This is a genomic window from Olivibacter sp. 47 (genome assembly GCF_030372825.1).
In the GTDB taxonomy this organism is placed as follows: Bacteria; Bacteroidota; Bacteroidia; order Sphingobacteriales; family Sphingobacteriaceae; genus Olivibacter; species Olivibacter oleidegradans.
In genome coordinates, this window is sequence record NZ_JAUCNR010000001.1 from 6,014,330 (window position 1) to 6,037,935 (window position 23,606).

Genomic DNA, 23,606 nt, shown 5'->3' on the forward strand with positions numbered 1-23,606 from the left:
TTAAGTTCAAATTTCCGCTCCTTTATATTATAAATTCCTATTTGAACCTCTTCAACATTACATTTATAGAAATACTCTGCTAAAAAAATTTGTAGAATAGGATACTTCAATTCCGTTCTCCAGTTACCTCCTGTTTCAGAGAAATAATACGCAATCGGTTTGTCTTTTATTGAACATAAAAAAGGAGAGTGACCAGTGATTTTTGCTTGAGGTATGATCTGCCAATTCAAGTTCAATTGAAATTTGTCTATTGTTAATCCGAGATCTTTAAATTCCTTAACATAGTCCTTAAAACTGTCACAAAAAAGCTTTCGCCTTGATGTATTAACAGACGTTTCCTTAAAGGATTGCCACAATGTATCGTCCATCTTTTTCAATGAAAAGTCGAATTCGCGATCTTCTTCATGATAATCTCGAACAACTGTCTTCCATTTTGCTGTAAAACCTTGACTACCGCCTGGACCTGTATCGTGAAGCATTCCTTGAACAACCGCTGATAAGTTCACTCGGGCTAGTTCCAATTTACTTAAAGCTAACTTAATCATCACCTACTCTCCTTCCTTACTCCCTTAAAAAGAGCACCATCTTGTTTAACATCCATAAATTTGCCTGTAGAAGCATCTCTTTTTACCCACTGTTCCGTTCTGGGGTTGAACGCTTGAGAGCGGTCCTTGACTGCTCCATGCCGACGATTATCGCCTGGTTTTCCATTTGTTGCCATCTTATATAGCGATTTATTATTGCCATGTCTAAGACATGTGCGCCAGAAACAGCTTGGCGCTAAAGGCACTGGAAAGAGAAGGAGAGAATGTGAGATTTTTGCTTGCGCCGGCAGCAACAATTGCTAACTTTGCGCGTTATAAAAATAGAGTTTCATCTCTTTCGTTCTGCACTTCTACCCTCTGTGCGAATGATATATTTACTAAGGCTCAGGAAGGTGAGAGCTCCTGAGCTTTAACTCATATATCAGACCTGTACTTTTTTGTTTTTATCATCTAACTTTTATTTATTAGAAAAAATATACAATTTTATGTTGATTATTCGAAAGGTTACAAGCACTAACTGCCTAATGATTGTGTATCACGGCATCAATACACGACCGATATTACGCGTTAAAAATAGCTCGGAAACCGCAGATTTCACTAGGTTCTAACCACTTACAAAACAAAGGTGTAAATTAAATTTCAATTCTACATAAATAATTTTCAACAGAGGTGGATTAATCCACTTTTCTTTCCTTTTAACAATTCGGTATGATTTTTCAGCACCAAATTGCCTGGTTAAGACCTATATTAGTCTATCCATAAATGTAAAATCATTTTCCTTTATATTTTTAAGGTTTCCCGTAGTGGATGTGAGCTAGAAGCCAATCAAGTAAACTCAGTTTGGTTATTGAAATAACGGAAAAATTCTTAACTTGCTATTGGCATTCCATAATAAATCGCTTATGAAAACTTCGAATTTAAAAGTACCTGTTTTTATCGCTTCATTCATTTTCGGGCTTTCGCTTATCTACCTGAATTTTGTACCTTTTCCAGTCAACTATTTGATAGCAATCCTTGGGCTATTTACTCTTGCAAGCATAATGGTGTCTTCAATGAAATCATTATGGCCTCGTTTATCCCATATTGAAAGTAAGGTGCAATATCCACTCAAAAAGGCCAATTTCGCACTTGGATTCGTCTTACTTCTAATTCCCGATCTTCTTCTCCTTTCTATATGGCTTGGTATAGCCTTATTATTTCTTAAAACCTCCTTAGCTTCCGAACTATTTAACCTTTTTCATTTCAACCTATATTATCTCTTGTTTATCATTGTCCCAATCTCGAAAAAAACTACTGATATCTTTGGTATTTATATGCATAGACTTCTGTCTGCTGGCTATTATAGCACTTTTGCGGCCGACCCATTTGCAGACCACATTTATGGAAAAAAGTTTGAGAATGTCAGAGAGTTTATTGACACACGAAATGAGGTATTCACAAAAATTTCACCGTACTTCGGCTTTCTTACCATCATACTTAATAATGCTTTGTTTGTAGTCTTAGACAAATTTTTGGCTTGGATAAAAAGTAGAACTAGGAAGTAATTAATCTAGCAATTTTCTTTTCGAAACTGGGCACCTTGATGGATTCTTCACCTATGGGAGGATTTGTTATAATACAAAAGTAGCAGCAAAAATCCGTAATTGACTTCCCTATGGACTGTTATCTAAAGCTAATGAATCCGGACTCCGTTTTTTATTATTCCTATTTTTGTTTAAATGACACATACGTTTCCAATAAGCAACACTGTTCCTGTTCATCGTTTGGCAGCATGTTTTAACAATACATCCGCCACATACAAATTCTATTGGCTTTTAGCTATATTGGATGGAGTTCAGGATGAACAGAAAGAGCTAGACAAGCACCAGCTCTTTGCTAGCATGATTGCAAACATGTGGTATACCGTGAACTACTTCAATGTGTCATTTGGTCAACAAGACTTAATTCAAGATGCGGTAAGGCAAATTAAAGAGATCGAGGGGATTACCATAGACGCACCAAAGCCATTGATTAAAAGCATGCTTGTGGAAACAGACAATCCGCTTACGCATAAACTATTGTTCCATTTTGATAAGCAGGTTCCGCATTGGTTCCTTAGCCCTTGGTATCCTAAAAGCGAGAGGAATGCCATCTATCAATATTCGCAAGAAGGTCTTAACAAACCCATGTACCATCTACACAGAGACCGCATTGTGATACAGGACGAATGGTTTGAATACCTTAGTCAACATCTCCGTATTGCAACGGATTACGTATATTGGAACCTGACACTTTTTCTACAGGCACGTAATCCAAACGTGCCTGATATCCCGGGTAAATTGATTAAGCCTGCTCCTCGCACGAAATATTGATTTTCCAGCTATTTTTTCAACATTGTTCCAATGTTTCCACAATGACCCTATCACAGAGAGAATCTTTTTACTTTTATCCTGAGGAAAAGCGTTTTCTTTTCAAATAAACTAATTTTTTTAGCATATTTGTACTTTTAATATTTTCACCTTTTTGAACGGTTATCATCGAAATACTTATGAAAGTCAATTATTCGGACTTTAGGAAACATCTTAATATCGAAAAGATGAACGGATCTGCGGAAAATGTAGCTATCCTAACCCATTATTTGCAGAACTTCACGTTGGAGGATACAATCGATTATGCGGAACGGGCCATTTCATACTATCAAGAAATCCAACAGGGAAACGAAAAGATCCAAGCTGTACCGTTAAAGAAATTAGTTCCGATAAAATGGGACATACCTTTCCCTGCCCCTGACAAACCGAAATTTACCTTTATAGACCTCTTCGCAGGTATTGGTGGGTTTCGGTTGGCATTTCAAAATCTGGGGGGTAAATGCGTCTTTACTAGCGAGTGGGACGAAAGCGCAAAGAGGACTTATGAATTTAATTTTGGAGAAGTGCCTTTTGGTGATATCACGAAAGAGTCAACCAAAGGCTTCATTCCAAAACGTTTCGATGTTCTTTGTGCGGGGTTCCCTTGTCAGGCATTTTCCATTGCCGGAAAAAGAGGTGGATTTGAAGATACGCGTGGAACACTTTTTTTTGATGTCGCTGAAATTATTAGGCGTCATCAGCCTAAAGCCTTTTTCTTGGAAAATGTAAAGGGACTCAGAAACCATGACAAAGGAAGAACCTTAAATACGATATTAAACGTATTGAGAGACGATCTAAACTATTTTGTGCCAGACCCACAGATTATCAACGCAAAAGATTTCGGAGTGCCTCAGAACAGAGAACGTATTTTCATTATTGGCTATCATAAAGATTTGGGAATTGATCAGTTTGAATATCCTGAACCGTTGGATCAACCGGTCGCTATAGAAGACATCCTTGAAAAGGAGGAGGTCTCAGTAAAATACTACTTATCAACTCAATACCTAAAAACCTTAAAAGAGCATAAAGCGAGACACGAAAGCAAAGGCAATGGATTCGGATTTGAGATAATACCAAATGATAGTATTGCTAATGCCGTTGTATGTGGCGGTATGGGCAGAGAGCGAAATCTGATAATTGATGAACGGCTTAGCAACTTTACCCCTGTTACCAAAATAAAAGGAGAAGTAAACCGTGAAGGAATAAGGAAAATGACTCCCCGTGAGTGGGCCCGTCTGCAAGGTTTTCCAGACACGTACAGGATTTGTGTATCGGACGTCCAAGCCTATAAACAATTCGGAAACTCGGTTGCCGTACCAGCCATTCAAGCTACGGCCGAAAAATTGTTAGCAAAGTTGAATCTGCAACAACCTAATTAAAAGTGTACTTATGCCATTAGTTGGAAATAAAGGAGAATGGAGCGAATTGTATGTATTGATAAAGGTTATTGCTGATGGAAAGCTTTTTCAATCCGATTTTTCCCTTAACAAAGATCCTGACAATGTCTATGAAATAGTCACCGCGTATAAAGACGAACGGAATTATCGCCTCGATTTCCGTAGGGCCGATGACATTACGATTTATAAAGTAATCAATTCAACCGCCGAGCATGTTGCCACTGTATCAATAGACGAGTTTACAACTATTTCGAAAGAGATATTAAAAGGCATAAAAGCTGGAAAAGGGAAAACCTTTCCTATAAATCCAATCGGTGAATCATTGGAAAGAGATCTTCTGATCACCAAACTTAAAGCAGATTCATCCACCAAAGCTGATATAAAATTAAGAATTTATGATCACCGTCTTGCTAAAGAAACTGACCTTGGATTTAGTATAAAATCTCTGCTCGGAAATGACTCCACGTTGTTCAATACAGGATTAGGTAATAATTTCATATATGAGGTTGAAAACAAATCAAATTGCGACCTTACTGATTTTAACAAAAACACCTATAAATCACCAAACAAAACATCTAGGTTGACTTATCGGCTTAATGAGCTCCATAGAATGGGATGTCGTTTAAAATTCAAAGATATTCAGTCCCGTAAACTTTGGAAAAATCTAAAAATAGTTGATGGAGATCTTCCAGAAGTAATGGCTTGGGCCTTGTACTATCGATGGTTTTTTAGGGAACCATCGATAAAAAAGTCACAGAACTCTTAGAGGCCAACGATCCCATGGAATTTTATGGAGGTGAAACCTCAGGCCAAAAATTTTACGAAAGTAAAATAAAACGATTCTTAATCGAATCTGCTATGGGTATGACGGCAGAAACTCCCTGGATAGGCGAATATGATTCATTTGGCGGTGTCATAATTGCAAAAAATGATGGCGACATAGTTTGTTTCCATGTTTACGACTTCAATCTTTTTAGTAATTATCTTCTTAACAACACAATGTTTGAACAGGCCTCTACCGGAGAAGATGAATTAAATCCCGGATTTCCAAAAAGCAATGGAAAGAAATATTACTATGGTTGGCTTTATGAGGAGCAAAATAAACTGTATTATAAGATTAATCTTCAAGTAAGGTTCACTTAAAAGGGGAATCAATTGTAAAAGGTATTCGGTTTCTTTTTGCTTCTTTGCATACAACATTACCTGATTGACCAACTTCGATAAGTTCTTTTTCAACTCCTTCATTCCGTGTAACCCATGGCATGTAGTCGTTCTTTTTTAATATGGTTTAGCTACATATTGTGATCTATCTTGGTTATCCAGAGAACTTTATTGCTTTTTATCGGATGTTTTTTTTCACCCAGTTGTAACCGTGCTAAAACTTACCATCAATGAAAATAGCCAATCTGAATTTTTTGATCACAATATTCAGCTTACCTGGCAATTCACACACCTATTATGTGTTACAGAGAATTGGACCCAAATACCTATATTCCTATTTCCGCCATTCTTAAAATATACCATTTCAGACGGGGCATAGAAGAAAAATCGTCAAACTATATGGGAGGTAAGGACAAACCAAACAACGGAACGCCGTTATGTAATTAAGTGGCCGTTTTATTTTTCTGCCTCTCGCAGCACTTGACATTATGGAAAAATGTTTAGTAATTCATCATTAGTTAAAAGACCATGCAAATTTTACATATACTGATATTAACCCTTTCGTTACCATTAACAACGTTGGCCACTAAACATCGCGTAGATGAGTTTGAAGAAGTATTTACTCGTTATGCGGATAGCACCTTGATCTTCAGCGGATCCGTTCCGTTTTCAGCAGAGCCAAAAAATGTATTTATTGTAAGCAAAAAGGGGGATACGGTAAGCTTTTTCACTTATCATTACGATCACAATGATATTCCTAGATATGAAGCCCTACCTGATTCGCTTGGTGACTTTATTCGTGACAAGCAATTTCCCCGAAACGTCTCTAAATTCGGGCCTTTTTTTTCTGTACATGAAATGCCTCTTAAGGATGGACTAAAGATCTGGAGACAGTTAATGGAGCTGAATCCGTGGAAAATGGCTGATGATAATTCCTATGGCTCTGGCTGCCCACCTATAAAGAAGGTAACAACAGACGAAAAGGGAAATACGGTAACGGAAGAGCGATTAGGCCAGCATGATTTACACACCTATTTCTTCGATCTGTTAACAAAAAATGGCACCAAACGCTTACGGTATTACGCTCCCGAAGTGCTGGAAAAAGCATGCCCCGGAAAAGATGGACGTAAACAAGCCATTAAGGTTAAGGAATTACTCCTAAAGGCTTTTGGAAAAAAATCGGTATTCTGGACAAATACCGATCGTCGCTCCTACCGTGAATATCCCGTGGTTGATTATTTTAAATAGGGTATTAAAAGCTATGGCTAAGTTTTCATATTTTTCGGTAATTGTTATCTACATGTTTAGCACTATTCACAAGGCTATCCTTTTAAGGAATGCGATAGCCTTGTGTTTAATTAAATGGACAGATCAAGTAGTATGGCATTCTTTACAGCAGGTGTAGCAGCCATTAATCCGATATCTATTTGGATATCTATTTTTAGCCTCTTGGACAGCTCCATTACATGAATAGAATTCACCGAGATAGGTATAATCCTGAGTTGGAAAGTAAAGACAACCTTGTCTGTGCACCTCATAATCACCGTTTGCCTGCTGATTGTTATTAATATAGTAACTAGCCATTTTTATTTCTCCTTTCTTTTTAATTTTTAGAAATGTTATTGTTTAGTCTTTATCTATTGATTGTTTTTATACACCAAAACTAAGGAGAGAAATACTGACGGTTTTACGGTTTCCCGTAAGCTTGGGAAAAATTGAGCTTACGACATAATCAAAAACAGTATAAAAGTAAATTTTCGAAAAATGAATATGATTTTTATTTTAGGGAATGGGAAATCTCTTATTAGAACGTATAGCAGCATACTTCGAACAAAAAAAGCTTGTTGAATACCAACGAAAAGAACTTGAAACGAGCAAGGTAAAATTAATTGACGCAAAAAAGAAGGTTAAAGACGAATATCGAAAAGCAAACATTGTCAGTGCAAGCAAAGCGGATAAATACATCAGCGCACTTGAAAAGATTGAAGCACTTAACGAAAGGATACCGACTGCAGTACAAGAATTAGATAAACGACTTGCTAGAGTTGCCGAAATATACAAAGCCTTGGAAATAGAGCACATCAGTGCTTACTATAAAAATAAAAAACACAAAATAACATACGACCGCAAAACGAACACCCTGATTGAAGAGGTACTCTAGCTAATGGTTGCGAGGAGATTCGATATTACTGAAAATCTCCCTTGCATTCTACTCATAGTACCAATGGGCTATAAATTAACCTTTTTCTTTATTTGACTCCTAATCCAGAGAGAATAAACTATTATGGGCACCACATAAGAGGCATGTAACAGGTTGATCGTTCATGACATATAATTCGTCGATATCATTCATAAAACAATATTCGTTCACCTTGATAGATATTCATCAGTTTTTAAGCAAGCTTTCGCAATTATTTAGAAAATCGCTTATGCTCCATTCTACTGTTGGCGGTTCTTGGGTTTCTTCTAAAGCTACAAACTCATGCCAACTATGGTCATACAGATCATTCCAATGAGGAAAATGTAAGTCGGGCACACCTAACGTATGTGCGTAAAAGTACATCTCATCGATTAAACACAATTGTAGCCTTTCCAAGGCCTCTACTAAACTTACGTTATCGGGATTGCTGATAATGACTTCACCGTGGTTTTTGTAGTTAGCTCCATCACGGTACATGTAACTAAATTTAAATTGCATTGGATAATAGGTTTTAGATTGAGTGCAAAGATAAGAATTCTGCAATTTTTAAGATAGCGCATTGTTTGTATCGAAAAAAAACTTGAGAAAGAACGCTAGAAGCCTTATCGTAAAAAAACTCTCCAGATTCATGCTTCCATCCTAAACGCTCAATCTACTCTTTTTTAAATTCTTAACGGAACCACTTTCGCACGTCTCGGTCCTCCAAGTCTTTCTGAGAAGAAACTGATGATAATCAGCAAAGCGCTTATACAGCTGATAGATATAGGTAGTATTTGCCTAAACCTAAGCCAGTAGTTTCTTTTTCTAAAAGGAATCAAAGCTATTAAAACCGTAGGTAGACTTTAACAGCGTACTTCTCTTATATCCTAATCAGTCTGATATTTTGAGCGAACCGGATATCTTTCATATTTCGATTGCTCATCAATCCGAAGTTATTAAAGTCACAGCAGCAGAAATTCCGTTTCGGTTTCTTTTCGGCCATCAAAATATATAGATCAGCGAACTTTATACCTCATTGTTGGCTTTATTAGCTAACCTATCGACTTCACAAACTCCAAATACCTATTTCCAGCGTCAGTAATCTTATACCGCTGATTAGGGTGGGCTTGATTTTCAGGATATTCCAGTTGAAGCCAGCCTATTTTAAGCAGTGGAGTTAGGTAACGGTTTTTATTCTTGGATTGTACACTAAGACCTATTTGAGTAAGCAAATCTCTGCTAGAAATCCACTGCATAGCAGTTCCTAAAATAGGGACAACTTTATCATGTACCGTTCTATTGATTATCTCTTGAACTTGGTTACTAGCTTGGTTACTCGGTAATTTGAAAAAAGCTACAACATCACCTAATTCTTTAAATACCAAACCTTTAACTCCGACACCAGCTTGGTTACTAGCTTGGTCATTTTTTTCTTGACGAGCTGGTAGAATAGTCAGGAAATGGGTGCTCTGGCCGTCGGTTTCAAAAATAGGATCAGGAGAACCATTTTTATTCATAGTGCGGTATATGGTCGGAAAACCCGTACCTCGTCCTTCAGTAAGGTCCAATTCTTTTAAAAAATCACCGATACGGCGATTTCGGTAATCCCGGGCAACTATCCGCCTTTGGTGATTTAGTATTTGAACATCCACGGGTGGAATTGGCCCCGGAAAACTTAATATTTCGATTTTATCTGGCCATACCTGTACTTCGATCGGATTCCCGATTTCGTAGCTTTTGTGATATACGGTAACCGAAATGAATTGATAAAAAACTAAACGACGCTTTTCCACAAATGGAGGGGGGGAATGGGGCCCATAAAAGTAGCATTGATTATATTTGTCTATCGAATCACAAAGAATTATTAAATGAAATCATTTAAACTCGTAGGGCTCCGATTACCAGGAAAGACTAAAAATGAAAACGAACAATCGGGAAAAGATTGCGGCGAGCTATGGCAGAAATTTGAAGTTAAAAAAATTGCAGATCAGATTCCTGGCAAAGTTTCAGATGCTGTTTATGCAGTTTACTTTGACTATGAAAGTGATGAAAAAGGACTGTTTTCCTATTTTATAGGCTGCAAAGTAGCAAATGACACTCAAGTTCCGGAAAATCTGGACGAATTGATCATTCCAGAACAGACCTATCACAAGGAAATGGCCAAAGGCCAAATGACAGGCTGCATTACCGAGGCTTGGAAAAAGATTTGGAATTCAGATACCAACCGGAAATTCGGCTTTGATTTTGAAGTTTACGATGAAAGAAGCCATAACTGGGAAAATGCTGAGATTGATATTTATCTTTCAGTAAAGGAGTAGAATCGGTCATGGAATTAAGGCTGTTTACGCTAAACAGCTGAATGCATGAATAACATATTTCTTCGTTAATTTTCCAGCCACTTTAATGCGGCAATAACTTTTTGATCTGCATGTAAATTTTCAAAATTATCACCATCCATAATAAGCTCGTCGGGCTGAATTGGTTTTGTATATTCTTTTCCATTCCGATCGGCCTCGGTTGAAACAGATAGGTAGTAATAAACATCTGCCGCTAAGGCCATCATTTGATTGGCGGTAATCAAGCCGGAAGTTGGCTCTCCAAACGACTTTACATTCTTCTTTCCGATGAATGAAATAGCGGTTGCTTCACCGGCGCTACTTGTAACGGGTCCTATCAAAACAGCGATCTTCAACTTCCTATTTGGCTTGCAATTGTTATTTATCGTAGTGAAAGCTCTCCGTCCTAAGTAAACGTTACTCCGCTTAATACCCCAGGTACTTAAAATTTTCCCATCACGTATAAAGGATCCTGCATTTCCATCCCCTAATAGGGGGCCCAAGCCGCCTATCATCGGGTACATATTTCCGCCGGTATTAAGACGTAAATCAACAATGATACCCTTTAAACGCGAGAGATCCAAGGAACAAAGCGAATCGCGCAGCTTTTGCCCTAAGATGTGTGCTTTGTCGGGACCATCCTTCGGACCGGCAGGCATACCAGGGACGCTAATATATGCGATACCGTTGGCTAGTTTTGCTATATGCACCGGGCTACCTAGCTGCTTTTTCAGTGCGTTTTTGGTTTGCTGGTTAAGCCGATCCATTGTGTTGCGTCGTCCCGCCCGGCCAATATACTTTCCTTTATAAAGTATAAAGGAATGATTATCATCAAGTTTATCGAGCATTAAACCTACTGCAGCGCGTAACGCAACTAATGTATCCGTTCCGGCCGTATTATAGGCAGCATATATCTGAGGTTTCAGGGTATCCCATAATAGTCGTTTGCGATATACCGAGCCTTCTTGGGTTTGCCGTATAATACGATCTAGCAACGTATGTTGCTGTGCCTGTGAATATAAACCACTCAGCAAACTAACGATAAGGAGTAGATATTTTGCTAACGAAAATACTTGCATAGATAATTGTATTGGCGATTAATTAGTTTCTTTTCTAACAGTGACTTATGATCCGGAAAACAAGGTCAAAGCGAGCCGCCAATTTTCCAATTGTTTTTTTCTTGCATGGAAAGTAGTGTCAACACCGGATTTTGTGCATGATCATTGATTTTGTAAAACGCATTTAAAGAACTAGGAAGGAATCGATACCAACTTGGTTCATTATCCATATATGACTTTATTTGAAATAGTGTTTTAGCGTTTATGGAAGATATAAATCGCCCCTCTGAATCAACAGCATGGATTCCCTGTTCGATAACCGGGAGCAGGTGGGTAGCATTATCTGAAGTGTAATCCGACAAAGAGAATAGGCTTTTCGACGTACTATAATAGACAAACAAAGGACTGTCTGAATGGCTTATCAATCGAAAAACAACCGTTTTTCCCGATTTAAAGAAATCGGCACCTGAATAAATCACTTTACTATTTGTGTTTGTATAGGCCATCCTTTTTCCGCGATAAGCAACGTTCGACATGAAATCTGCCGGAATAGCCTTACTGGGCAGCAGATCGATCCGATAGGTCTTACTAAGTTTGCCAGTTGTATCTATCGAATACACATTGTAATCATATGCTTTTATAAAATTCACTGTACCATCCTGATTGTTATAGAAATTAGTTGAAATGGTATATACATCGGTATAATCCACCAGGGTGCTGTCAAAGGGGAAAAAGGTGTTTGGTTTCTTATCTCCATTGAACACAAATAGATTCATTGCAGGTATCCCAGCCGCACTGAACCCATTTCCATTGTAGCCCAGGAAATACAGCCTTATATTGTGCAGCTGATAATAACTCATGCCGAGGTAGGCAGGCTTTTTTACATGCTTTTTATATGTGCCATCCAGCGTGTAGACATACATATAAGAAGAATGGGCGTCGTTAAAAATCAGTTCATTTCTTTTGGTATTTATCGAAAAATGATCAATCTTTTTGAAAGGGACAGCTAGGTCTGGATCGGTATTCGCTATTTTTTTCAAATAATGTCCTTCTTTATCAAAATACAATATAGTATTATTTGCTTTATCCCAAATGATATAGTACTTAGGTGTGATTTCGAGTTGAGTTATCTCGGAAAACTTTGATTCCGGAGTGGTCTCAAGCATGACAAAGGTAACCGAATCCAGAAAATCGGAAGTGTTACCCACTCCCTTTACCGCATCCGGATCAAAGACGGGGATATGATTTACTTTTGTATTACCTATTGAATCGTTTATAGGATTTATGTTTGAAGGGTTTGCTGATATCCCCTTATTGCCATACAGGGTTAAAAGCACAAATAAAATACTGATCAAAAGCAGTGGTCTTTCCATAATTGATTTAGGTCTTCTTTTATAAAAATATACATTCCGCCATTTTACCCGAAATAAAATAGAGCCTTTAACACTTCATTAACAACACCTTGATTCTTATTTTTGAGTTGATTTTTTGGGAATTTACCAGTCATTTGTTTATTAAAAAACATATTCAAACAGGGAAAATGTTCTGCGCAACAATAGCCTTCATAAGAGTGTTATATCCCGAAAGCCATATTCTGACAGGGCTCCTTGCAGCCTACGCAATGTTGAATCTTTTAAAAATTACTTGGCAAAAGCAGCTCTTGGTTAGCCGCTGCTCCAAAAGTTAATGCCTTTTAGTGAGCGGTCTACAATGCGTCTTTTTATGGAATTTGTTTTCTATATACATCCAACAGGAAACGATTAAGAATATGATACGGATATTACTTTTTTCGATATTTGCTACACTTATATGCCAAACGCATATTGCTAAAGCCAATGACCGGATAAACGAATTGGATAGCATCTTTAGGCTACATGCCGACAGTACAATAATCTTTACCGGTTCGATTCCGTTTAACACTGCACCGGAAAACATATTGATCATCAGCAAGAAGGGCGATACAATAAGCCTATTCTCCTATCGCTACGCCATGCGCGAAATCCCTAGCTACGAGGGTGTGTCAAGGTCATTAGCCGATTATATTTCCAGAACGAAATACAGTCGTCGCGGCAGTGTAGTCGGCCCCTTCTTTGAAGTGCATCCAATAAGTGAAAAGAAAGGTAAAAGGCTATGGAGTGCATTGATGCAACACCACCCGTGGCAATTAAAAGATAATGCAATATTGGGCACGGGATGTCCCATTAAACCAAAAGTAACGAAAGATAAGGATGGCAACACGATTGAAGAGTACAAGGGTCGGAATATGGAATCCCACAGCTATAATGTCAGGCTGGTAACTAAAACGGACAGCAAGAAGCTAAGCTATTTTGCACCGGAAGACCTACAAAAGGAGTGCCCTCCCGAGGAAGACCGCCAACATATTATATCGATAAAACGACTTCTACTGAGGTCTTTCGGAAAAAATTCCATATTTGAATAAACCCATCTTTAAGAAAACAAACGTAGTTCATTGCAATTAAGAATATACCTGCAGTATGAGAAGTTAAAAATCGCCGTATTTTAAACTTTCAACAAATTTAATTATATTGGCATTGGCTGACCACTGGGTGCAATTGCACTCTAAAAATTTATCGATTTTTATAAACCAACTATAGAAGTCATCACGGGATCTATTCTCCAACTGGATGCGCTAAAAAAACGATACATGAAACATTGTCTTTTGATTCTATTAACTTTCGCTGTGTTCGTTAACGTCGGAACTATCAGTGCACAGGATGCCAAACCATTTAAAGTTATCGGCTCGATCGATACAGTTCCACATGCGTCTTATTATGTGAGTTACTATTCCGCCGATGGTCTCCGCTACGACACCATTGAGCTGGATAAAAAAGGACATTTCATTTTAAGCGGCCATATAAGTGAACCAACATCTGTATCGCTTTCTGTAGATAACGTTTATGATAAGGATGTGCTGGGTAATTGGTTGTGCTATTCTTTCTGGGTGGAACCGGATAAAGAAACTTATTTTAAAGGGCTTCGAGGCTTCCGTAAACAAATTGTCCGAAACTCAGAAACGCAACGCTTAGAGGATGAGCTAGATCATGAACAAAAACCGCTCAATAAACAAATAGCTTCCTTGCGAAAAAAAATCAGATCGGATAATTATACTGCAGAAGATAAACGTGCTTTCGATTCATTGACCAGAGAACGTGATGCGCTAAATTTCCAATTTATTGAAGACCATCCCAATACACATTATGCAGCCAGTTTGCTAGCCGGCTATGTACATCATGAACCTTCTTTTTATGCTCGTAGCCAACGGTTATTCGATCAACTAACTCCCGAGATCAGATCGACAAAAAGAGGTAAACGTATACAAGAGCTTCTTAGCAAACAACGATCGGTGCAATTGGGTGAACAGTTAACCGACTTTACTTTGGCGGATACCGCAGGTAACACAATCAGTCTTTCCGACTATAAGGGTAAATATGTACTTGTCGAATTTTGGGCCAGTTGGTGCGTGCCGTGCAGGCGCGAAAACCCTAATTTGGTTAAAAGTTACAATACCTATAAACCGAGCGGATTCGAGATTTTGGCCGTTTCGTTTGATGATAAACGCGACAATTGGGTAAAGGCAATCAACGATGATGGATTGCCATGGACGCATGTTTCGGAACTAACGGGTTTATTTAATAGCCCTCTTGCAAAAAAACTGCTGGTAAGGTCGGTACCTGATAACTTTTTGCTTGATCCTGAAGGAAAAATTATCGGCAGGAATTTACGCGGTGATGAGCTGAACCGAAAACTGAGTACCCTCACGCTATCGGATTAGCAAATAAACGACAATTAGGGCTTTAGGTGTTGATAAACATGATGCACGATTGTTAAAACACAAAAGAATTTACTGATAAATACGCATGCTTTGTATGTCGCAAGTACACCGCTGAATTGACAGATTTACACTTATAAGAACTTCTGGGTACTACTTATTTTTGCAATCAGTAAGCACGATATTTTAAATTCATAACTATGCGAAAAATCATTTTACAGGAGTGGATTTCTCTTGAAGGCTATGTTGCTGATAAGGACGGCCAGCTCACTTTCTTCACGGATATCAATAACGAAGCAAACAAATACTCCGACCTTGACCAGGTGAAATTTATGGACAATATTGACACGATACTGCTTGGTAGGATAACTTATGAAATGTTTGTTGATTTCTGGCCTACCGCTGATTCGGAAAAAGAGCCAATTGCGCAAAGTTTAAATAGGACGCCGAAACTCGTATTTTCTAACACACTTAATGAAGCTAACTGGGGTAAATGGGAAAATGCAAAAGTTGTTAATGGTGATGCTGTTGAGGAAATCGCAAAACTAAAGGCTTTACCGGGAAAAAATATGGTCATTTGGGGCAGTATAACCCTTGCACAGTCTTTAATGAAGTGTGGGCTTATCGATGAGTATCATCTACAACTTTGTCCAGTTGCTTTAGGTGGTGGTAGGCCTTTATTCCCTACCGGTGATGGATACATCAACCTGGAGTTGATCGACCTTAAGAAATATGACACGGGTATTGTTCTACTAAAATATAGACCTAGGTCACTTAGCTAGCGTTTCTATTATCGAGAAAGTAGTGGGCATTTACTATCAACATCCTTAAGTTTGCAAAAGAACTTTGAAAGCATATCAACTGGTTCTTGAAAATATTGTTGATGCATATGGAAAAGTTCATTCTTTTTCATCCTTCTATAAAATGTTATTAATGTTAGTTCATATTCTATCCATTTTGATGTTTACCCTAGTTGCCTGCGGCGGTCTGCAAAAGAAGCTGGATTCGGAACTCGTGGTGGATGTGGGCCTTCTTGACAGTGCCTACGGCAGTCCATATCTTTCTCTTGACTCGGTGGCGATCTTCAGAAACGATTCGCTGTTAACCATATGGCTCCCTCAGAACAATCAGCGTGACACCTTACTGGTGTATCCAAACGCGGCTCAATATAATTTTAAGTTTAAAAATGTACTGGGCAAGTCAGTAGAGAAATCGGTATCGGTGGAAAATTCACAAAGAAAGAACACAACGCTTTTTCTTGACTCGACCGATTACCTGAAACATCTTGAAGAAAGTTGGATCGTTAGACTAAAAGATACTGAAACTATAAAACTTGTCTTCAACCTACAAGGATGTTTTAATGGGGGTAAAGATTCGGTACTGCTACGCCGGAATGGGGGGGTATACTTCTTACAATATGGCAAGGAAGAACGCAAGCTCAACAAGGAAGATATCGAGTACTTAACCAAGTTTGAATGTGAACTTCCGCTGCTTCCTGACCAAGGTTTCTGCACTTCTACGGAAACGTATACCATGACATACGGCTCCTTAAAAAAGGAATATGTAGATAGCGATTGCTGCTGGAACGGGACTCAACGTTTCTTCACATACTTTGGTTTTAAGCGACAAAACTGATAAGCGTGACACGGTAAGATTTGCAACCAATAACCTTGACAAAATAAACCTCCAAAATTTATCCTGGTGTTAGATAAGGTACATATGCTTATATGTTCATTCTTTTAAAATCTCCCAATACCCTCCAAAAGTTGCTCTTCCTCCTCTTTGAATATATCCTTTGCTTTTTAAAACATTTAATATTTTCTGTACGGCGGATTCGTTTATGTTCAAAATTGCACCTAACTCTTTTCGGCCGATTGATCTTTTTGCCTTTATTAAAGTCAAAGCTTCTCTTTGCCTATCAGTTAATACATCAAAATTACCACCAGTTTGACCACCAGTTTGACCACCAGTTTGACCACCAGTTTGACCACCTTGAATCTCTTTTGCAGACAACCAAAATTCCACTTTTGTAAAATTGGTACCTTGTTCAAAAATTGGAGCGGTATCGGTATAATGTTTCCAGCCTTCTTCCATTTTATCAAATCCGTATCCGGCATTCTCAGCTAGATTGACTATTCGAAACAGTTTCGCCAAAATAGGGTTTCTTGGCAATGACATATCTCCACTACGGATCATCTCCAAGTCTTGGGGTAATGCCCCTGCGTTAAGAAATTCTATACGGTTCTTGAAAACCCTAATTCTGGATTTCATCGGACTGAAATAATCGGCGTGCATCAGCATATTAACCAACGCCTCTCTTAAGGCACTTAACTGTGGCTGATCTTCTCTACCAAACCCTTCACTATCCATCTGAAATGGCAGATCAATAGCGTTGTGCAAACGCCGCATAATAACAAAAAAATATTGCCACAAGTTCTCTTGCTCATCTAATCTATAGGAATATCGCACCGATGAATCACTATAACTGGTACCGGGAATTTCCAATTAATCGATCCGAAAATCTGGAACGGCTTTTTGTATAGCATCATTACTCCCTAAAAAGAATAACCCCGAATAGGTAAGATTTCCGTTATCTGTAATTCTCACTTTCTGCAGGAAAATATCATCACTCAATTTATTATATGGATGGGTGGGGTCAATTCTACTTAAGCAGGACCTGAACTCTTTAACCGATGTCATATCTAAATCAGCGAGAGTAAATTCCTTTGCGCTTTCAGATGATCGGGTTCCGAAAGCTTGATCGCGATACATCGCATCTATCTCTTCTTTACTCGCACGTTGATCACCACTTGCTGTCCGTAAAAATGTGTTGGCAGGGTTATTATAATAAATTGGTTTTTTGCTGGAAACGGGAATAAAAAATGCTAAAACCACTTTTTCATCGAACTGATATTTTTTGCAAAGAGGTAATAGCTTGGCATTAAACTTTTCTCCGCGAAGTGTGTTGGTGAAATCCTGTTCTATCTTATCGGGACTGCCAACGCCAACAATCTCATAGGTCTTCCCTTTTTGCTTTACGCCCAAAACAATCCACCCGCCGGCCGTGTTAGAAAACGCACTGACGGTTTCCCATATATTTTTAGGTAATTCACTTTTTGATTCTTTGACTTCAAAGTCTTCCCATTCGATATCACTTAGCTTTTTTATTAGTTCGGTTTTGGTCATTATTGAATTTTGGTGGTTCGTCACAAAGTTAAAGTTTATTGCTTTATGGCGCAGAAAACTTGTCCACTTTTCTTTGTTTTAATTTACAGAGTTTACATTTTTATTTACAATATTGATTCCTGTGGATGAAAGCTGTCAGGGTATTTTCACTAAATCGATTAGGTAGGATATAATATTAAGTAAAATGATGAAACACATACAGCTATATGCACTATTCTTGATGCTTGTTCTTTGCACTTCCTGTACGGGACAAAACCGAACTGAGCAGCCAGCGGGTAATTCCAGATTGGAGGCCAAAAATGTTATCACTTCCCGCGGTCCCAACCAGATCACGCGTAATATCATACAAGATAGAAAGGGAAACATTTGGATTGCTGCATTTGATGGTATTTTTCGATATGACGGAAAATCGTTTACTAATATCACCAGTAAAGTAAGTTCGGCACGTTTCTTTTCTGTTTTAGAAGATAGAAAAGGCAACCTGTGGTTCGGCTCGATTGGATCAGGTGTTTATTGTTATGATGGAAAATCCCTAACTACAGGACAGGTAAGCTTCCGAAATTTTACAACCCGGGACGGACTTCTTAATAATGAAGTTGGAACTATCTACGAAGATAAAAAAGGTAACATCTGGTTTGGTGTTAATGGAGGAGCAAGCCGTTATGACGGAAAATCATTTCGAAATTACAGGATAATCGGAGATGTTATGCGTGAAGACGGAACCGGAAAAAATGTTACGGTTTTTGAACGCCGCCAAAATGAAGTCAGCTCGATTATTGAAGACAAAGCGGGAAGGTTCTGGTTTGCTACGAGAGGCAATACCTTCATTTATGATGGAAAAACGTTTACTGTTTTGACCCACAGGGGCAAACCTTTTAAAAATGTCCGTTCGATTATTGAAAATAAAAAGGGCAGTATTTGGCTAGGTGGAATGGACGGCCTTTGGCGTTATAATGGCCGTACATTTACCAACTTTACAAAGCAGTTTGTTGGCTACGTTTATGAAGATAGAAAAGGCAATATATGGACGAGTTCAGCAAGCGACAAAGCGCAAAGTTCCAAACCCGGCTTACAAAGTATTAACAATCAAAAAGGTTGGACGCTTTCCCGTTATAATGTAGAGTCATTAGCTGACCATACAACCTTACCCGAAATAATAAGAGCAAATGATGGGATGATTTTTGGCATTCTGGAAGCGAACGATGGAAGTATTTGGTTTGGTACATTAAACGGGGTGTATCGTTATGATGGTTAAAACTGTAGATGAGCAGATCGAACTTTTGCAAGATAGGACATCGAATAGTTCTGATTTAATTCACTTGTCGTTTAAAGCTGCAGAACAAAAAATTCTGCTTGGTATTGAATGGCGTAGTATGATCTTCCGTAATGCACTTTAATTTATCAAAACCATTTTCGAGTTCTGCTGTCAAAGTTTGCTCGTCGTACTGCTGTATATCCAGTCCACTACACTTTGTTGGTCCGTTTGTTGAAAACGTACCAATGGTCATATAGCCGCTTACGCGCTGCCTTGCAATATCGAGGTACTTTGCTACCTGTTCTTTGGTTGTCAGAAAATGAAATGTTGCCCTGTCGTGCCAAATATCAAAAGCCGTTTCCGGCTCAAACTCGGTAATGTCGCTGACTATCCAATTTACTTTTTCGGCTTTGTTGCCTAAGCGGGCTTTGGCTCTGTCCAATGCTTTGGCTGAAATATCTAAAACGGTTATATTTTCACAACCGTTGTCCAGCAGGTGATCCACCAATTTGCTGTCGCCACCACCAATATCAATAATGCGAGCCGTTTTATCTACGCCGAACGAATGAATAAAATCCAGTGAAGTTTTCGGTACTTCCTGTGTCCAGCTTACCTGTTCGGGGCTTTTTGTTTCATAAATCGTTTCCCAATGCTGTTTTTTATGTAATTCTTCCATATTGCTCATTATATGTTACCGGAATATCCTGTTTGCCCAACTTTAGTATATTGCCAAATGCCAGTGCGGCTTTGTGTACCTGTACTGTCCAGTCTTCTGCCGCATTGCCGTCTGCTCCGTCCGATATGTATTTGAGGCTGAGGAAAGGGATATTTTCTTTCATTGCCACAAGAGCCAATGCGTAGGCTTCCATATCCACCACATTATAAATAGTAGTGGAATGTGCCATTTCAAAATTATCTCCCGTTCCGCAAACGGCTTCGGGTAGTCCGTCCATCTGCAAACCGTATTCAAGGATTGGAGGCAATCCCGATAAGGGCGTTTCGTACTGCTCATAGCCCAATCCTCTAACGTCCATATCCCGTTGTATGAATTTGGTGCAGCAGACGATGTCGCCTTTTTTGTAATGGTTGCTTCCGGCAGAACCTAAATTGACAATCAATTTCGGTTTTTCCTGCTGTATGGCTTTCATCAGGTTATAGGCTGCATTTACTTTGCCAATTCCGCATATCAGGTGCTTGTAATCCGTAAATACATCGGCTGCTTCAGATGCCAGTGCAAACGTAAACAGTACATCCTCAACAGGAAAAGCATATTTGGGGTTAATGGTAATCATCAATTCTTTTTAATGGATTAATATCCTACAAAGTTAAACTTTTAGTGCTAACTGTTCGGTCAACAATGTTACCAAAGCACCTGCGGGGAAAACACCTGACTGTCAATTCCGTTCTTTAATATTCCAATTTGTGCTCTATCTTTTCTCAACTACTTACGATAGGTCGACTGATCTATTTCAGTATTCCAGTAAGTAAATCTTGGAATTGGCGTAATCCCATACCGTTTTAAATTGCGATAAGAAGCGATACCCTAAATTCATCAGGTTCGGTTCCGTTATTGCCAGCTCTCTTCTGATAACCTGCGTGCCTTTCAGAGAAGAGAGTTCTACACCTTTTAATGTGAATTTATATTTTCCGTCGATGATCACATTCTTTATGGTCAATAATGTATCACCGACACTGTCAGTACCGGAAATTTGAACCGAACGGCGGCCTTTCAATATCTTACCGGATGGTTCATCCAATTGCAACAAGCCGTTCTGGCCTGTGTCAAATGCCCCTAAAACATTGATCCCGTCTATCGATAATCTGACCATCGGGTGATTCGGCAACTTTCTGTTCTCAAAGTTGATAACAGCCAATACTTGTTCGCCCTTCAGAAAATCCTTGCATTGGTTACGTTCAGCAGAGCTTTTATAGAAGGTGACCTTTCTGTGGATATAGTCTAGCTTAAACAGATAGCCGGTAAAGAAATCATGGCCTATGTAGCCCAGGCAATCAGGTGTGATATAATTCTGTAGGAAATCATAGTTTCCGCTGCTGATATTCTCAAGATTTCGATAGATAACACCGTTCGTGAATCTGATTTCCCTAACGGTGTCGTTCGTATTGATCTTGAAATCATGCCCGCTGCCGGTGATGCCGGTGCTCTTCGTTTTTTTGTTGGGAAGATCGATAAGGTTATCATTTAACGATATGGACGTTCTGTAGCCTGTATCGAACATAAACTTGCCACTTACACCGTTTACCGCTCCTGAAATGAACGGATAGCCGTTTATAAGCGTGATGGGAAAAACGACCGAGTCGCCATGCAACACAGGTGTTTTTTCAAAGACCTGCGCGCTCGCCCGTGTCCCGAAATATGTTATCGATAGTATGATCGACAAATAGCTTAGTTGAATGCGTGTCATTACTGTATGTTAATAATTGATCAATGGGCAAGTCCTTTAAAAATCCGGAAAGAACGTTCATAGCTAAAGATGATACAACAGTATCCGGCTTAAGGGGTTGGGTCTGTTTTAGATGCCAGCCGTCTTCTGATGATACTGATAAACTCAGGAGAGACACCTATGTAGGATGCAATGTGATATTGCGGAACTCGCGACGGAACAGTCGGATGCAGGGTAACGAATTCAACATATCGTTCCATCGCTGACTTACCGATTGCACTTACCAGCCTGTTCTGGATCGTACATAGATTTCGCTGAACAAGCATCCGGAAAACATGCTCAAATTTCGGTATCTCATGAAGGAGCCTTTCCTTGCTCCGGCGACTAAGCATCAGAAGCTCTGTCTTTTCAAGCGCTTCGATGAAAAACGTTGACGGCTTTCGCTCATGAAACGAAGCGATGTCACTTATCCACCAATCCTCAACCGCAAAAGAGAGAATGATTTCACAGCCATTAAAATCTACGTGGTAGATTCTTGCACATCCTTTAACGATGTAACCCTCGAATTGACATATATCGCCGGCTCGCAACAGAACGGTCTTGCGCGGAACCATTTTTCGCTCTAATAAGCTGGTGAAAGTTTCTTTTTCATCATCCGTCAATGTGATGTACCTGCTGACATTAAGAAGTATATTTTCGAACATCGCGATCGGATTGAATATGTTAAGTCTTACAATTTTTACCCATTGTTCAGAAATCGGGTATGGCCCTACAAATCTTGTAAACTATTATTTTAATCTGCTTACCATATGGTAAAAAATGAAATTGACCGGCTTTTTTTTCGGGAAACACTGCCGTTGCAGGATAGAGGCAGTTAATATGGCCAGTCGCTCTTCCAGGATAGATAGCTGATCAAGGTCCTTCACGTTTGCCCGTGCAAAAACAAATTCGGTGTTAAATTTAAGTTCCTTCGGAATTCTAATGGTGATGTGCTGGTTTTCCTCTTGAATAACTTATTGAGCGACTGCGGGTGTTTGAACCCTAGCTGGTAAGCGATCTCCGAGACCGTCAGATCCGTGACGGACAGATACTCTTTGGCTCTGTCAATCAGCTTCTCCTGAATATGATACTGTGCGCCTTGACCGGTTATCGACCGGAGCAGATCGCTGAAATAATGCGGCGAAAGGTTAAGGCAGGCAGCTATATACTCGACTGTGGGTATACCGGATTTTAAGGCGAGCTTTTTGTCGAAGTAATTATTCATGATTAGGTCTAACTTAGTGATCACGGCATGATTGACCGTTTTACGTGTGACGAACTGTCGCTCATAAAACCGGTTGCTGTAACTCAGCAGCAATTCTATTTGTGCGATGATGACCTCCTGTGAGTGTTCATCCAGATGCTGATACTCCTCTTCGATCTTTAAAAAAATCTCTGCGATGTACTTCTCTTCCTTTTCCGAAAGGTGAAGCGCTTCACTGGATACGTAGGAGAAGAATCCGTAGTTTTTGATCTTGGTAGCCAACGGGAAGCTATATAGGAAATCCTGGTGAAAAAATAGCGCGTAACCAGCATCTTCACCAACCTCGTAAACCGGCGGACCGTCCAGCGAAAGGATTTTTTTGGGCGCCAGAAAGGTCAGTATCCCTTTATCGTGATCGTATTGCTGCTGACCATACCGCATTTTACTTTTAACATTCCTTTTCAAAGCGATGCAGTAAAAATTCAAGGAAAAACGTTCCAAGACTGAATCGGCCGCCGCACGGACATCCGCTATCCGAACGACGCTGATCAAAGGGTGAAGCGGATCAGGTAAGGACAGCAGGCGATGTTTGTCGGATATGGTACTGATGATTTTCATTTAGGCCCCCCTATCATTTGTCGTCTGATCAGACGTGCATATCAAAAGC

26 protein-coding genes are annotated in these 23,606 nt (G+C 39.2%); 12 read left to right on the forward strand and 14 right to left on the reverse strand.

The genetic code is table 11. From position 1 onward, the window contains the following. Both QT327_RS26015 and QT327_RS26020 read right to left on the reverse strand, forming a co-directional pair. A partial coding sequence (locus QT327_RS26015; protein WP_289554276.1) for a hypothetical protein occupies nucleotides 1-545 on the reverse strand: 545 nt, incomplete at its 3' end. After that, nucleotides 545-721 carry a hypothetical protein gene (locus QT327_RS26020; RefSeq protein ID WP_289554277.1) on the reverse strand — a complete coding sequence of 59 codons (177 nt, stop codon included), beginning with the start codon at nucleotides 719-721 and terminating at the stop codon, nucleotides 545-547. The genes QT327_RS26015 and QT327_RS26020, both read right to left, overlap by 1 nt. Nucleotides 722-2,263: 1,542 nt before the next feature. Here QT327_RS26020 and QT327_RS26025 point away from each other — a divergent pair. The 5 genes from QT327_RS26025 (at nucleotide 2,264) to QT327_RS26040 (ending at nucleotide 6,738) form a co-directional block, all read left to right on the forward strand. Continuing rightward, nucleotides 2,264-2,896, forward strand: coding sequence for a hypothetical protein (locus QT327_RS26025; protein ID WP_289554278.1), 633 nt, complete (start codon nucleotides 2,264-2,266; stop codon nucleotides 2,894-2,896). Between the two features lie 176 nt (nucleotides 2,897-3,072). Beyond that, nucleotides 3,073-4,311, forward strand: coding sequence for a DNA cytosine methyltransferase (locus QT327_RS26030; protein WP_289554279.1), 1,239 nt, complete (start codon nucleotides 3,073-3,075; stop codon nucleotides 4,309-4,311). Between the two features lie 10 nt (nucleotides 4,312-4,321). Continuing rightward, the gene (locus QT327_RS26035) at nucleotides 4,322-5,095 is read left to right on the forward strand and encodes an HpaII family restriction endonuclease (protein WP_502910542.1); all 774 of its coding nucleotides are present in this window, start codon (nucleotides 4,322-4,324) and stop codon (nucleotides 5,093-5,095) included. A gap of 14 nt (nucleotides 5,096-5,109) precedes the next feature. Continuing rightward, nucleotides 5,110-5,472: an HpaII family restriction endonuclease gene (locus QT327_RS28560; protein WP_502910543.1), complete on the forward strand. Its 363-nt coding sequence runs from the start codon at nucleotides 5,110-5,112 to the stop codon at nucleotides 5,470-5,472. A 546-nt stretch (nucleotides 5,473-6,018) separates the two neighbouring features. Then, a complete protein-coding gene (locus QT327_RS26040; RefSeq protein WP_289554280.1) occupies nucleotides 6,019-6,738 on the forward strand; it encodes a hypothetical protein in 720 nt (239 codons plus the stop codon). 110 nt (nucleotides 6,739-6,848) lie between these two features. Here QT327_RS26040 and QT327_RS26045 read toward each other — a convergent pair whose 3' ends face one another. Then, nucleotides 6,849-7,028, reverse strand: a complete 180-nt coding sequence (locus QT327_RS26045) for a hypothetical protein (protein WP_289554281.1) — start codon at nucleotides 7,026-7,028, stop codon at nucleotides 6,849-6,851. 251 nt (nucleotides 7,029-7,279) lie between these two features. On the opposite strand from QT327_RS26045, the gene QT327_RS26050 reads away from it, so the two are divergent. Further along, entirely contained in the window at nucleotides 7,280-7,651 is a 372-nt protein-coding gene (locus tag QT327_RS26050) for a hypothetical protein (protein WP_289554282.1), read from the forward strand. Nucleotides 7,652-7,876: 225 nt separating this feature from the next. Here QT327_RS26050 and QT327_RS26055 read toward each other — a convergent pair whose 3' ends face one another. Together QT327_RS26055 and QT327_RS26060 are read right to left on the reverse strand one after the other, a co-directional pair. Continuing rightward, a complete protein-coding gene (locus QT327_RS26055; protein ID WP_289554283.1) occupies nucleotides 7,877-8,188 on the reverse strand; it encodes a hypothetical protein in 312 nt (103 codons plus the stop codon). Nucleotides 8,189-8,721: 533 nt separating this feature from the next. Further along, nucleotides 8,722-9,462: an ATP-binding protein gene (locus QT327_RS26060; RefSeq protein WP_289554284.1), complete on the reverse strand. Its 741-nt coding sequence runs from the start codon at nucleotides 9,460-9,462 to the stop codon at nucleotides 8,722-8,724. A 75-nt stretch (nucleotides 9,463-9,537) separates the two neighbouring features. On the opposite strand from QT327_RS26060, the gene QT327_RS26065 reads away from it, so the two are divergent. After that, entirely contained in the window at nucleotides 9,538-9,987 is a 450-nt protein-coding gene (locus tag QT327_RS26065; protein ID WP_289554285.1) for a GyrI-like domain-containing protein, read from the forward strand. A gap of 65 nt (nucleotides 9,988-10,052) precedes the next feature. Here the strand turns inward: QT327_RS26065 and QT327_RS26070 are convergent, their stop codons facing one another. After that, nucleotides 10,053-11,084 (reverse strand): S41 family peptidase, encoded by a 1,032-nt coding sequence (locus QT327_RS26070; protein ID WP_289554286.1) that lies wholly within the window; start codon nucleotides 11,082-11,084, stop codon nucleotides 10,053-10,055. 65 nt (nucleotides 11,085-11,149) lie between these two features. Further along, a complete protein-coding gene (locus QT327_RS26075; protein ID WP_289554287.1) occupies nucleotides 11,150-12,436 on the reverse strand; it encodes a DUF4934 domain-containing protein in 1,287 nt (428 codons plus the stop codon). 395 nt (nucleotides 12,437-12,831) lie between these two features. Here QT327_RS26075 and QT327_RS26080 point away from each other — a divergent pair, with 395 nt between their 5' ends. The 4 genes from QT327_RS26080 (at nucleotide 12,832) to QT327_RS26095 (ending at nucleotide 16,488) form a co-directional block, all read left to right on the forward strand. Then, entirely contained in the window at nucleotides 12,832-13,503 is a 672-nt protein-coding gene (locus QT327_RS26080) for a hypothetical protein (RefSeq protein WP_289554288.1), read from the forward strand. 225 nt (nucleotides 13,504-13,728) lie between these two features. Beyond that, on the forward strand, nucleotides 13,729-14,856 hold the full coding sequence (locus QT327_RS26085) for a TlpA family protein disulfide reductase (protein ID WP_289554289.1): 1,128 nt from the start codon (nucleotides 13,729-13,731) through the stop codon (nucleotides 14,854-14,856). Between the two features lie 197 nt (nucleotides 14,857-15,053). Next, a complete protein-coding gene (locus QT327_RS26090) occupies nucleotides 15,054-15,635 on the forward strand; it encodes a dihydrofolate reductase family protein (RefSeq protein ID WP_289554290.1) in 582 nt (193 codons plus the stop codon). Between the two features lie 151 nt (nucleotides 15,636-15,786). Beyond that, nucleotides 15,787-16,488: a hypothetical protein gene (locus QT327_RS26095; RefSeq protein WP_289554291.1), complete on the forward strand. Its 702-nt coding sequence runs from the start codon at nucleotides 15,787-15,789 to the stop codon at nucleotides 16,486-16,488. A gap of 96 nt (nucleotides 16,489-16,584) precedes the next feature. Here the strand turns inward: QT327_RS26095 and QT327_RS26100 are convergent, their stop codons facing one another. Together QT327_RS26100 and QT327_RS26105 are read right to left on the reverse strand one after the other, a co-directional pair. Next, on the reverse strand, nucleotides 16,585-17,322 hold the full coding sequence (locus QT327_RS26100; protein ID WP_289554292.1) for an ATP-binding protein: 738 nt from the start codon (nucleotides 17,320-17,322) through the stop codon (nucleotides 16,585-16,587). 36 nt (nucleotides 17,323-17,358) lie between these two features. Beyond that, nucleotides 17,359-18,039 carry an AlbA family DNA-binding domain-containing protein gene (locus QT327_RS26105; RefSeq protein WP_289554293.1) on the reverse strand — a complete coding sequence of 227 codons (681 nt, stop codon included), beginning with the start codon at nucleotides 18,037-18,039 and terminating at the stop codon, nucleotides 17,359-17,361. Nucleotides 18,040-18,223: 184 nt separating this feature from the next. On the opposite strand from QT327_RS26105, the gene QT327_RS26110 reads away from it, so the two are divergent. Next, nucleotides 18,224-19,294, forward strand: a complete 1,071-nt coding sequence (locus tag QT327_RS26110; RefSeq protein ID WP_289554294.1) for a ligand-binding sensor domain-containing protein — start codon at nucleotides 18,224-18,226, stop codon at nucleotides 19,292-19,294. Nucleotides 19,295-19,349: 55 nt separating this feature from the next. Here the strand turns inward: QT327_RS26110 and QT327_RS26115 are convergent, their stop codons facing one another. The 5 genes from QT327_RS26115 to QT327_RS26135 form a co-directional block, all read right to left on the reverse strand. Beyond that, on the reverse strand, nucleotides 19,350-19,970 hold the full coding sequence (locus QT327_RS26115) for a class I SAM-dependent methyltransferase (protein WP_289554295.1): 621 nt from the start codon (nucleotides 19,968-19,970) through the stop codon (nucleotides 19,350-19,352). Then, nucleotides 19,954-20,586, reverse strand: coding sequence for a 5'-methylthioadenosine/S-adenosylhomocysteine nucleosidase family protein (locus tag QT327_RS26120; protein WP_289554296.1), 633 nt, complete (start codon nucleotides 20,584-20,586; stop codon nucleotides 19,954-19,956). The genes QT327_RS26115 and QT327_RS26120 overlap by 17 nt, the downstream gene beginning before the upstream one ends. 177 nt (nucleotides 20,587-20,763) lie before the next feature. Beyond that, the gene (locus QT327_RS26125) at nucleotides 20,764-21,717 is read right to left on the reverse strand and encodes a hypothetical protein (RefSeq protein ID WP_289554297.1); all 954 of its coding nucleotides are present in this window, start codon (nucleotides 21,715-21,717) and stop codon (nucleotides 20,764-20,766) included. An 89-nt stretch (nucleotides 21,718-21,806) separates the two neighbouring features. Next, a complete protein-coding gene (locus QT327_RS26130) occupies nucleotides 21,807-22,400 on the reverse strand; it encodes a Crp/Fnr family transcriptional regulator (protein ID WP_130854939.1) in 594 nt (197 codons plus the stop codon). 218 nt (nucleotides 22,401-22,618) lie between these two features. Further along, nucleotides 22,619-23,557, reverse strand: a complete 939-nt coding sequence (locus tag QT327_RS26135; RefSeq protein ID WP_289554298.1) for a helix-turn-helix domain-containing protein — start codon at nucleotides 23,555-23,557, stop codon at nucleotides 22,619-22,621. Nucleotides 23,558-23,606: the final 49 nt, after the last annotated feature.

What these genes read in the sequence shown, in the direction of transcription:
- QT327_RS26020 (WP_289554277.1), bottom strand. Translation starts at nt 721, where the DNA reads ATGGCAACAAATGGAAAACCAGGCGATAATCGTCGGCATGGAGCAGTC.
- QT327_RS26025 (WP_289554278.1), top strand. Translation starts at nt 2,264, where the DNA reads ATGACACATACGTTTCCAATAAGCAACACTGTTCCTGTTCATCGTTTG.
- QT327_RS26030 (WP_289554279.1), top strand. Translation starts at nt 3,073, where the DNA reads ATGAAAGTCAATTATTCGGACTTTAGGAAACATCTTAATATCGAAAAG.
- QT327_RS26035 (WP_502910542.1), top strand. Translation starts at nt 4,322, where the DNA reads ATGCCATTAGTTGGAAATAAAGGAGAATGGAGCGAATTGTATGTATTG.
- QT327_RS28560 (WP_502910543.1), top strand. Translation starts at nt 5,110, where the DNA reads ATGGAATTTTATGGAGGTGAAACCTCAGGCCAAAAATTTTACGAAAGT.
- QT327_RS26040 (WP_289554280.1), top strand. Translation starts at nt 6,019, where the DNA reads ATGCAAATTTTACATATACTGATATTAACCCTTTCGTTACCATTAACA.
- QT327_RS26045 (WP_289554281.1), bottom strand. Translation starts at nt 7,028, where the DNA reads ATGAGGTGCACAGACAAGGTTGTCTTTACTTTCCAACTCAGGATTATA.
- QT327_RS26050 (WP_289554282.1), top strand. Translation starts at nt 7,280, where the DNA reads ATGGGAAATCTCTTATTAGAACGTATAGCAGCATACTTCGAACAAAAA.
- QT327_RS26055 (WP_289554283.1), bottom strand. Translation starts at nt 8,188, where the DNA reads ATGCAATTTAAATTTAGTTACATGTACCGTGATGGAGCTAACTACAAA.
- QT327_RS26065 (WP_289554285.1), top strand. Translation starts at nt 9,538, where the DNA reads ATGAAATCATTTAAACTCGTAGGGCTCCGATTACCAGGAAAGACTAAA.
- QT327_RS26070 (WP_289554286.1), bottom strand. Translation starts at nt 11,084, where the DNA reads ATGCAAGTATTTTCGTTAGCAAAATATCTACTCCTTATCGTTAGTTTG.
- QT327_RS26075 (WP_289554287.1), bottom strand. Translation starts at nt 12,436, where the DNA reads ATGGAAAGACCACTGCTTTTGATCAGTATTTTATTTGTGCTTTTAACC.
- QT327_RS26080 (WP_289554288.1), top strand. Translation starts at nt 12,832, where the DNA reads ATGATACGGATATTACTTTTTTCGATATTTGCTACACTTATATGCCAA.
- QT327_RS26085 (WP_289554289.1), top strand. Translation starts at nt 13,729, where the DNA reads ATGAAACATTGTCTTTTGATTCTATTAACTTTCGCTGTGTTCGTTAAC.
- QT327_RS26090 (WP_289554290.1), top strand. Translation starts at nt 15,054, where the DNA reads ATGCGAAAAATCATTTTACAGGAGTGGATTTCTCTTGAAGGCTATGTT.
- QT327_RS26095 (WP_289554291.1), top strand. Translation starts at nt 15,787, where the DNA reads ATGTTAGTTCATATTCTATCCATTTTGATGTTTACCCTAGTTGCCTGC.
- QT327_RS26105 (WP_289554293.1), bottom strand. Translation starts at nt 18,039, where the DNA reads ATGACCAAAACCGAACTAATAAAAAAGCTAAGTGATATCGAATGGGAA.
- QT327_RS26110 (WP_289554294.1), top strand. Translation starts at nt 18,224, where the DNA reads ATGATGAAACACATACAGCTATATGCACTATTCTTGATGCTTGTTCTT.
- QT327_RS26115 (WP_289554295.1), bottom strand. Translation starts at nt 19,970, where the DNA reads ATGGAAGAATTACATAAAAAACAGCATTGGGAAACGATTTATGAAACA.
- QT327_RS26120 (WP_289554296.1), bottom strand. Translation starts at nt 20,586, where the DNA reads ATGATTACCATTAACCCCAAATATGCTTTTCCTGTTGAGGATGTACTG.
- QT327_RS26125 (WP_289554297.1), bottom strand. Translation starts at nt 21,717, where the DNA reads ATGACACGCATTCAACTAAGCTATTTGTCGATCATACTATCGATAACA.
- QT327_RS26130 (WP_130854939.1), bottom strand. Translation starts at nt 22,400, where the DNA reads ATGTTCGAAAATATACTTCTTAATGTCAGCAGGTACATCACATTGACG.
- QT327_RS26135 (WP_289554298.1), bottom strand. Translation starts at nt 23,557, where the DNA reads ATGAAAATCATCAGTACCATATCCGACAAACATCGCCTGCTGTCCTTA.